At 45.8% G+C, this 9,343-nt stretch carries 6 protein-coding genes and 10 tRNA genes; 1 reads left to right on the forward strand and 15 read right to left on the reverse strand.

The features are described 5' to 3' along the window. Positions 1-37: 37 nt before the first annotated feature. From AC3WQ3_RS17070 to ppc, 5 genes are all read right to left on the reverse strand, one after another. Positions 38-1,534: a CdaR family protein gene (locus AC3WQ3_RS17070; protein WP_492472876.1), complete on the reverse strand. Its 1,497-nt coding sequence runs from the start codon at positions 1,532-1,534 to the stop codon at positions 38-40. Beyond that, on the reverse strand, positions 1,534-2,367 hold the full coding sequence (gene cdaA / locus AC3WQ3_RS17075) for a diadenylate cyclase CdaA (protein WP_095292238.1): 834 nt from the start codon (positions 2,365-2,367) through the stop codon (positions 1,534-1,536). Before cdaA ends, AC3WQ3_RS17070 begins: the two co-directional genes overlap by 1 nt. 429 nt (positions 2,368-2,796) lie before the next feature. Continuing rightward, complete coding sequence (locus AC3WQ3_RS17080; RefSeq protein ID WP_095361676.1) at positions 2,797-3,411, reverse strand: zf-HC2 domain-containing protein; 615 nt, start codon at positions 3,409-3,411, stop codon at positions 2,797-2,799. A 133-nt stretch (positions 3,412-3,544) separates the two neighbouring features. Further along, entirely contained in the window at positions 3,545-4,111 is a 567-nt protein-coding gene (gene sigW, locus AC3WQ3_RS17085) for an RNA polymerase sigma factor SigW (RefSeq protein WP_492472877.1), read from the reverse strand. A gap of 259 nt (positions 4,112-4,370) precedes the next feature. Beyond that, positions 4,371-7,163: a phosphoenolpyruvate carboxylase gene (gene ppc / locus AC3WQ3_RS17090; protein ID WP_492472878.1), complete on the reverse strand. Its 2,793-nt coding sequence runs from the start codon at positions 7,161-7,163 to the stop codon at positions 4,371-4,373. A gap of 763 nt (positions 7,164-7,926) precedes the next feature. Between ppc and AC3WQ3_RS17095 the strand changes: the two genes are divergently transcribed. Continuing rightward, a complete protein-coding gene (locus tag AC3WQ3_RS17095; RefSeq protein ID WP_336783895.1) occupies positions 7,927-8,208 on the forward strand; it encodes a WGxxGxxG family protein in 282 nt (93 codons plus the stop codon). 222 nt (positions 8,209-8,430) lie between these two features. Here the strand turns inward: AC3WQ3_RS17095 and AC3WQ3_RS17100 are convergent. The 10 genes from AC3WQ3_RS17100 to AC3WQ3_RS17145 all read right to left on the reverse strand — a co-directional run bounded on the left by AC3WQ3_RS17100 (position 8,431) and on the right by AC3WQ3_RS17145 (position 9,266). Further along, positions 8,431-8,501: transfer RNA gene (locus AC3WQ3_RS17100), tRNA-Gly, on the reverse strand. A 12-nt stretch (positions 8,502-8,513) separates the two neighbouring features. Further along, positions 8,514-8,587 (reverse strand) — tRNA-Pro (locus AC3WQ3_RS17105). Between the two features lie 15 nt (positions 8,588-8,602). Next, positions 8,603-8,679, reverse strand: a tRNA-Arg gene (locus tag AC3WQ3_RS17110). Between the two features lie 8 nt (positions 8,680-8,687). Beyond that, positions 8,688-8,762: transfer RNA gene (locus tag AC3WQ3_RS17115), tRNA-Gly, on the reverse strand. Between the two features lie 10 nt (positions 8,763-8,772). Continuing rightward, a tRNA-Leu gene (locus AC3WQ3_RS17120) sits at positions 8,773-8,853 on the reverse strand. Positions 8,854-8,863: 10 nt separating this feature from the next. Beyond that, positions 8,864-8,936, reverse strand: a tRNA-Lys gene (locus AC3WQ3_RS17125). A gap of 8 nt (positions 8,937-8,944) precedes the next feature. Then, positions 8,945-9,019, reverse strand: a tRNA-Gln gene (locus AC3WQ3_RS17130). Between the two features lie 10 nt (positions 9,020-9,029). Further along, positions 9,030-9,105, reverse strand: a tRNA-Val gene (locus tag AC3WQ3_RS17135). A 6-nt stretch (positions 9,106-9,111) separates the two neighbouring features. Beyond that, positions 9,112-9,183, reverse strand: a tRNA-Glu gene (locus tag AC3WQ3_RS17140). 10 nt (positions 9,184-9,193) lie between these two features. Further along, positions 9,194-9,266 (reverse strand) — tRNA-Thr (locus AC3WQ3_RS17145). Between the last annotated feature and the right edge of the window lie 77 nt (positions 9,267-9,343).

A 9,343-nucleotide genomic window follows, 5' to 3' on the forward strand; every position in this document is an offset into this window, starting at 1 on the left:
GCATCAAATATTTATTTTATCAAATCAATCTGAATCATTACGGATTTGAGCCATTGGTACCGCCGCTACCGCTGCTGTTACCCGAGTTCCCTTTATTCGTTGCATTACCTTGCTGGGTTTGCTGCTCCTGATTGTCCGTATTCGATTCTGTCGTTTCCCCTTCATCAGGTGCAGGATCCGTTTCCCCGTTCTCCACTTCTGCAGGCGAAGGCTCCGGGCCGGCATTGCCTTCATCCGTGGGCTCTTCGCTTGGGGGAACCGTCGTGTCCTCTGCTTTTTCACTGATCTTGACTGTAGCGCTCAATGGAGTAGAGTTACCATCCAGCTCAGCAAATCGGGGCAATTCAGCATCCAGCTTCACATCATGTGTCCCGGCGGCAAGCCCCTGAAGATCTGCCGTCAGCTTGATATCCTCGCCACTCAGACCTTCAAGCATACTCGGAGAACCCTTCAGTGTAAGATTTACACCGCCGCTCTTTGGCGTGACCAGTGCAGCTTCCAAACCGTTCCCCACACCCGTAAGGGTTATGGGTACATTGGGAAAGACCTTTGTTGTCTCCTCTGTCTCATCATAAGGTGACACAGTAACCTTGATCTGAATCGAACTAGGCTCGATTTTCTCAAAACCCGGAGGCGGCGTCAAGTCCACGTTAACTGTCGATGTACCTGCCTCTTCAAATTGTGTCAGATCCAAGGTAACTTGGTCGTAGGCCTGTATACCCGCAAGCGCCTCATCCGTACCGTAAACCGAGACTTCTTTCACGTTTGGTTCCACACTGGACAGTACCAATCCCTCCGGCAGCTGTCCTGAATATTTGATTCTTAAGGGTACTGATTTATAGGGCTGATTAACCGGAATGCGAACTTCAACGGTCTGTGGCGTAATGACTGCATTTTCAATGACTTTGCCTTCTGCATCATATGCCTGCAGTTTCACCCTTTTCTGCGTCACATCATCCTTTGCATCCTTCACACTCACACTGCCCTGTACCTTCGCTACAGCATCCAACTGCCCTTCCGGCAGAGTTACCTTAACCGGGCCTGTTGGCTCAACGACAGGCGTCCCAAGGCTGTAACCAGCGGATGGATCTCCTTCGGGTACAATATTCACATTGAAGGATTTGGTGCCCAATTTTTCAACATTGACTGTAACCATGGAAGGCTCCATGCTAACCACCTCGACGCCAGAAGGCAGATCGGGAACGAGCGGCAGCGTATTGGAGCCATCTTTGACCTGGCTCAGGTCAACAAGTACCTTATAATCATCATTTGTAAATATGGAAGTTAACATGGAACGCTGTCCTTTGATCTCCAGTCGTACCTCGTCCGTACTTAATGAAGTGAGCACATACGAGTTGCTGTCAAGGCCATAAGGCTGAACGGGTACGGTACGCTCTACCACCTTGTTGGTTGTTCCAGTAGCAATCGTTGGCGTGGTAGGTACTTCATCCAGATGAATCATAAACCAGAGCAGCAAACTGACTGCAAGCGCAAGGACCTTGGCAAAGTTATTATTGTTGAACCATTTATCCATTACTTCGTTCCCCCCTTCCGTTTCCAGAAAGAAGTCCAGTTATTCTTTTTGTTTAGATTGGATGTAGGACGAAGCTCTTCATATAACTTGGCAATCAGCGACTCTTCCTTAATGTCACGAACGACCTGTCCATTCATCGCGAGCGATACTTGTCCAGTCTCCTCCGAGACAACCAGACAGATCGCATCAGCTACCTCCGTAATACCAATTGCGGCACGGTGGCGTGTTCCAAGTTCCTTGCTAATAAACGGATTCTCGGATAAAGGCAAATAACATGCCGCTGCAGAGATCTGTTTGCCTTGGATAATAACAGCCCCATCATGGAGCGGTGTATTTGGGATAAAGATATTGATCATCAGTTCTGAGCTAACTAACGATTGCATCTGAATCCCGGATTCCGTGTAATCGTTCAGGCCCGTTTCCCGTTCGAAGACCACAAGTGCACCAATTTTACGACGGGACAAATAATTGACAGACTTAATAATCTCGCCAATTAACACCGTTAATTCTTCATCGCTGGCTGCTGTGGAGCGTCCGAACAATTTACCACGTCCCAGCTGCTCCAGACCGCGGCGCAGTTCCGGTTGAAATATAATAAAGACGGCTACTACACCAAATGTAAACATCTGGTTCATGAGCCATTTGAGTGTATACAGGTTTAGCCACGTGCTTAGTGCCCAGATCACCACAAGGAACAGAATGCCCTTGAGCAGCTGTACTGCACGTGTACCCCGTACAAGCAAAATCAGTTTGTACATAATATAGGTAACAATCAATATATCGATAACGTCCTTAATGGACTCTTTCCACGTTAAGTCAGCAAAATAGTTCATAAGCTAGCCCCCGCTATCCCCATTGATGAGTAAACCCTGATCTCATATTAACCCATTAGGATTTTATATAATCCCTGGTCTTAGCTTTTGCACATCCCACACAGACAAGCTTCCGGCCGTATAAGTTGGAGGGAAAGAGTGTTCCCCCGTAACAACAATGTATAGACGAATATAACCAGTTCATTCTATATCTTGCCGCTTGGAAGACCGCCCTTGGATAGATGCAAAATGCTTTTCTATATGTAGTAGTATGTTCTCTTTAGTATCTAGGTTATAACGATAACGTTCAGGTTGCAAGTTACGGTGGTCACAAACTGCGCAGAAACAACACAAATACCATAAATTACAATCTCACCAATAAAAAAAGAGTACCCCATGCAAACTGGAGGTACCCTGCTTGGTATATACCATTGAAGAATTTACCCTGTGCTAGCGGTAAGCCACTTCATTCACCATATTGGTTATTTTGTACCAGAACCAGTCCAGCGCCTGATCAATGCTTTTCACCTGACCGGAAATATGCGCCGTCGAAGCTTGATACAGTTGTCCGTCGATCACCGTCAGATTGCCATCTACATCACCATATACCTGGGCGGTACCATTCTCTATCGTAAGATCGCCCGCAATTGACTTGCCTTGAGGAACAATTACCGTGTTTCCTTCAATGACGATCTGGTCCAGATTATTCCCCTTAACGACCATTTCGTTATTCTGATCCCAGAAGCTCCAAGCGCTAAAGAGCATCACGACCAAAAAGAAGGCTGCCGCCGTCAGCGCGGGATGTCCTTTGACCCATTTGAGCCATACCTGTTGTCTCTTGGGCTGGGGCAGAGCATTCATAATACGATTGGTCAGCTCATCCGAGGCAGACGGTGAATAATGTTTCATGGCAAAGAGCAGCATTTCCGTCTGTTCCAACTCTTTAAAGCGCATGCGACACTCCGGACAGGTAACAAGGTGACCTTTCAGTTCTACCTTCTGGGCCGGGGACAACGACTCATCCAAACATTCATGCATTAAAGAGACGGCCGAGTTGCAATCCATATGAGAGCCAATCCTTTCTTAGATCACTTAGTCCATGCATCTTCAAATACCACGCATAAGACTTGCATACATTACATACGCATCCGTTTCAGATATGTTTCAAATAATTTCGCCTAAAAAAATTGAAATCGATTTACAGCTTATATTCCAGTTTTTTACGCAAAAAGTCACGGCCCCTGTGCACACGTGTTTTGATCGTTGTTACGGGCATGCCTGTGACATCACTGATTTCCTGCAGCGACAAGTCCTGTAAATACCTCAAAATCATGACGGACTTATACTTGGCCGGCAGACTGTCAATGGCCTCACGAATGAGCGTCTGTGTTTCTGACAATAGTGCTTCGCTCTCTGGTGTACGATCATCACTGGGAAGCATGGCATAACCATCGGATCCTTCCTGATCATTCAACTCGGCATCCAAAGAGTAAGATGGTTTCTTCCTCCGTAAACAATCGATACACAAGTTGGTTGCAATCCGGTAGATCCAGGTTGAAAACTTCTGGTTCGGATCATATTTCTCCATATTACGAAACACACGCAAAAACGTCTCCTGTACAACGTCTTCAGCTTCATGACGATTGTTCAGCATCCGGTATGCCAAATGAAATAGTTTGTCTTTGTATAGTTCTACGATTTCTGCAAAGGCCCGCTGATCACCCTTTAGGACCAGCTTAACCAGCCTGTTCTCCAAATTGTCCACCTTTATTCCCCCAGACATGCTGATGGGTCTTCCGCCTTCTGATACCCGTCCACACTTGTAATTCACCAATCAAATCGTAAATCAACTTTGGTCAAAAATCAAGACTGTGCCGGAAAATATCCACCAAAAACAGTAAAAACGGGAACTCCTACTGGAGTCCCGTTTCATCTCTCACACAAGACTGCGGAGAGAACCGTGCATTTTAATGTCCAATTCCATTAACTGTTCACTACATGAATCATATGGGCCAGGTAATGCATCAGCCTGTATTGCGAAGTCCTGCAGCAATACCGTTAATCGTCAGCAGCACTTCACGCAGCAACTCGGTATCATCTTCCCCGCGCTCACGCATGTCTCTCAGCTCGCTAAGCAGCTGCACCTGCATATAGGACAATGGATCAACGTAAGGATTACGCAAACGAATCGATTCCTGAATTACCGGTACATCATCCAAAATCTCTTCTTCTCCGGTAATTTTCAGAATCAGCTCTTTTGTCAGTTTGAATTCAGACTCAATCTGACCATAGATACGATCACGGGCTTCCTTGTTGGAGGCCATTGCGGAATATTCTTTGGCAATTACAAGATCTGCCTTGGCAATAGCCATCTGTACCGTATCAATAAGTGTACGGAAGAATGGGAAGTTGGCATACATGTCTTTGAGGACAGCCAAATTTTCCTCTTTATTCTGGTAGTAGCTTTGCAATCCTGTTCCAGCTGCATACCATGCAGGGAGAAGATAGCGGCTTTGAGTCCAGGCAAATACCCATGGAATTGCTCTCAGGTCTTCGAATTTATCACTGTTTTTCCGTTTGGATGGTCTTGAACCAATGTTGAGCTCTCCGACCTCCGGCAGCGGTGTTGATTCCTTGAAGAAGTTGAAGAAGTCCGGATCACGGAAGATCAAGTCTTGATACTTCGTGAGGGATACCTCGGAAATATCCTTAATGATGCTATCCCAGTGTTGTTCAGATACTGATTCTTGCGGCTCCATTCCGTTCAGTGCAGCCGTAAGCAATGCCGATGTCGCTTGTTCAAGACTGCGGTAAGCAATACCTTGAAGGGAATAGCGGGATGAGATGACTTCGCCCTGCTCCGTAATCTTGATTCCCCCACCAATGGTATGAGGTGGTTGTGCAAGAATACTGCGGTTAAGCGGCATGCCTCCACGTCCCAATGCACCGCCACGACCATGGAAAAACTTCAGCTTGACGCCATGCTTATTACCTACAGCGGTAATGGCGTTCATGGCTACCCGGAGCTCCCAGTTAGCCGTTACCACTCCGCCATCCTTGTTGCTGTCTGAATAACCAAGCATGATTTCATGCAGTTCATTCCGGGCAGCTACACTTGCGCGATATACCGGAAGATTGAAGAGCTTTTGCATGATGTCAGAAGCAGCATGAAGGTCATCGATCGTTTCAAACAGCGGCACAGCCTGAAGTGTCGAAATAATCTCTCCACCCTGTCCTTTACGGAACAATCCTACTTCCTTGGCAAATACCATGACTTCCAGCAGATCACTTGCTCCCTGCGTCATACTGATCAGGTAACTTGTAATACATCCTGTACCAAACTCGCTCTGTGCACGTTTGATTGTACGGAATACATCCAGACATTCTTTTGTTCCCTCACTGTACTGGTGATATGGAGAAGTCAATGGACGTGGATCCTCTAACAGGCGAGCCAGCAAATCAATTTTACCGTCCTCTGTCAGACGAGCATAATCTTCAACAATGTTCATCTTGGCCAAAATTTCAGCCATCGCATTCTCATGTTCCTGACTATGCTGACGAACATCCAGCGCAGCCGTGTGGAATCCGAAAAGCTCCACTTGGCGAATCATTTTGCGAACCGTCGTATCCGCTACATAATCTGCAAAATGATGGCGCAGGCTGCGGTCAATAATCATCAGATCATCGATCAATTCCTGAGCGCTGTCATAACGGTCCGGCTGTCCGACTTTATTTTCATCAAGTACATTATTCATTTTGGCAATCATGTATGCCAGTTTGATCCGATAAGGTTCTTTCTCATTGCGCCAAATGTCTACTTTTTTCAAAGTGACACAGCTGCGGTCCTGCTCAATGGATTGAGCCAATTCATCCGACACGTGGATGATGTTCGTACTGAAGCTGAGATGCCCCATGAGCTCAATCATAATCCGCTGATATTCACGCAATGCGAGCTTGCGCTGCATTAACAGCGTCTGCCACGTTACATCTGAAGTTACCGAAGGATTTCCGTCCCGGTCTCCACCGATCCAGGAACCGAAGCGCAAATACGTCGGCACATGCCAGTCGTGGTCAGGATAAAATTTATTCAGACAGCGTTCAAGCTCCTGATATACATCCGGAAGTACGTGGAACAACGTTTCGTGAAAATAATACATCCCGTTCCGTACTTCATCGAGTACAGTCGGTTTGCGGTCGCGAAGTTCATCTGTTTGCCAGAGTGTAATAACTTCGTTCAGCAGCTTCTCCCGCAATTGTTCACGTTCACGCAACGTCAGCGTAGGATTATCAAGCAGCATGACATCTTCAGATATCCGTTTGTGGATATCCAGAATAACCCGGCGCATGGCCTCGGTTGGGTGAGCTGTCATAACCAGTTCCAGCGACAATTCGTCCAGAATCTGCTCTACTTCGGTATGAGACAAACCGCGTTCCTTCAGATCCTGTACGGCCTTCTCGATCGAACCAGGCTGTACTGCATCCCCTGCAGATCGTTCATAATCCCGTTTACGCCGGATCCGATGGTTTTGTTCAGCAATATTAACTAATTGAAAATAAATTGCAAAAGCTCGAATGACTTGGTGACGATTTTCAGAATCTAATTCCTGGATCATCGTTTTGAACTCTGTATACAGTTCAGGCAAAAATTCTGCACGCAACGATTTGCTCGTTTCCCGAATTTTCTCAACGATATCGAGAAGCTCCGTGCCCCCTTGATGGACAAGAACTTCTCCGAGTATATTGCCCAGGAACCGCACGTCTCGCCGGAGCAGGTTGTTAGATTGGCTTTTGCTGGCGGTTACCATAGTTTCAGTCATGCTTATCCTCCCATCTGATCGTTCACATTCGTACACGTAAATTTGACACCTTCATAACATCATACAATAAAATGGTACGAAAATCTTTATTTTTCTATTAGTAAAAAAGGGGATTATCCCCGATTTTCCGCACAAAAACGCACTTTATTATTCATTTTCTTAATTTGCTTCATTTAATGAGCAAAAGCTTGTCGCATGATACCTTTTTCACATGCTCTATATAAACAAATATCTTATACATATTCGTTATAATTTATAAATATACAGCAGCGTTAAGTATACTCATATAGAAGAGTATAATATCATTTCCATGATTTAAGCAGTTCAATCCCCATGCAAAAACATGACCGGCAAAGCAAGCTTTTGTATACTTTACCACAGTGATGTAATAAATTAAAGTATCAATTTAAAAATTATTATCATTTGCTACCTTCCCTTATGGAAACGACAAGTTAGAGGATTTAAGCGAAGATGATTTGTGTTGTAACCAAGCCAGAATTGATGCCTGATTAAGTGCTTAAATGCGTTTCAATGATCAGAATAGTTTCTTTAAGCTGTTTTAAATGATTCTTCATTAAAGTTCATACAGGATTTCCAAAGATTTGAGGGTAAATCGAATTCTTGGTTAACTAATATTAGTGAAAAAAATCTTATGTAGCATGTCCATATGCCAGAGGGATATTTTAACGCAAGAACAATTACATAATTTTATTTAGTAAAAGGCAGATTAGGTATAGTTCAAACAAAAAGGAGGCGACATCTGATGAATAAAAAGATATCTACACTTATTGCTTCTACACTCTTAGTGGCAGCATTGGCTGGTCCTGCAGCTGCGAATGGTTCAGCAACCCAAGGTATGGATCAAAACCGTGGAACACAAATGAACAGCACAAACTACAACACGGGTGACTACCGTACGAACAATGTTCGTGCAAATGCTGCAACTGACCGAGACAATGATATGGACTGGGGCTGGCTCGGTTTGCTCGGACTTCTTGGCCTAGCAGGTATGCGTAGAAAAGTTTCTGACCGTCACGAACGTTAATAGCTATCCGAAGGTCCCTAAACGCAACTAAAGTGTTTAGAAGCCCTTTAAGGCTGTCTCGTTGGATGTATTAAGTGATGCAGAGAGCATAGCACAAGAAGTCAAGACCTTCTACACATGGAGGCCTTGGCTTCTTTTTACGTTTTTTTATATTTCCCAAAACGTTGCCGTATAAAAAAAACAGCCTCTACATCATGTAGAGACTGCTCTTAAAACCATATAAGCGGGTGATGGGAATCGAACCCACGCTATTAGCTTGGAAGGCTAAAGTTCTACCATTGAACTACACCCGCGTAATCATAAAATCGGGATGACACGATTTGAACATGCGACCCCCTGGTCCCAAACCAGGTGCTCTACCAAGCTGAGCTACATCCCGATATTGATGAAATAATGGCGCGCCCTGAGAGATTCGAACTCCCGGCCTTTTGATTCGTAGTCAAACGCTCTATCCAGCTGAGCTAAGGGCGCATATATATTGGAGCGGACGACGGGAATCGAACCCGCGACCCTCGCCTTGGCAAGGCGATGCTCTACCGCTGAGCCACGTCCGCTTATAAAGGATGCGCGTGGAGGGACTTGAACCCCCACGTCAAAGACGCTAGATCCTAAGTCTAGTGCGTCTGCCAATTCCGCCACACGCGCATATAACAAGTGAGCCATGAAGGGCTCGAACCTTCGACACCCTGATTAAAAGTCAGGTGCTCTACCAACTGAGCTAATGGCTCTTAATAAATGGCTGGGGATATAGGATTTGAACCTATGCATGACGGAGTCAAAGTCCGTTGCCTTACCGCTTGGCTAATCCCCAATAATCAAGATGGTGGAGGCTGAGGGGCTCGAACCCCCGACCCTCTGCTTGTAAGGCAGATGCTCTCCCAGCTGAGCTAAGCCTCCATCCTATGACCCGTAGGGGATTCGAACCCCTGTTACCTCCGTGAAAGGGAGGTGTCTTAACCCCTTGACCAACGGGCCCCATTTCCAAAGCTCTCAACCGGGATCGAACCGGTGACCTCATCCTTACCATGGATGCACTCTACCTACTGAGCTATGAGAGCAAATGGCTCCCCGAACAGGACTCGAACCTGTGACAACTCGATTAACAGTCGAGTGCTCTACCAACTGAGCTATCAGG

It is taken from the genome of Paenibacillus sp. FW104-T2, from assembly GCF_058789975.1.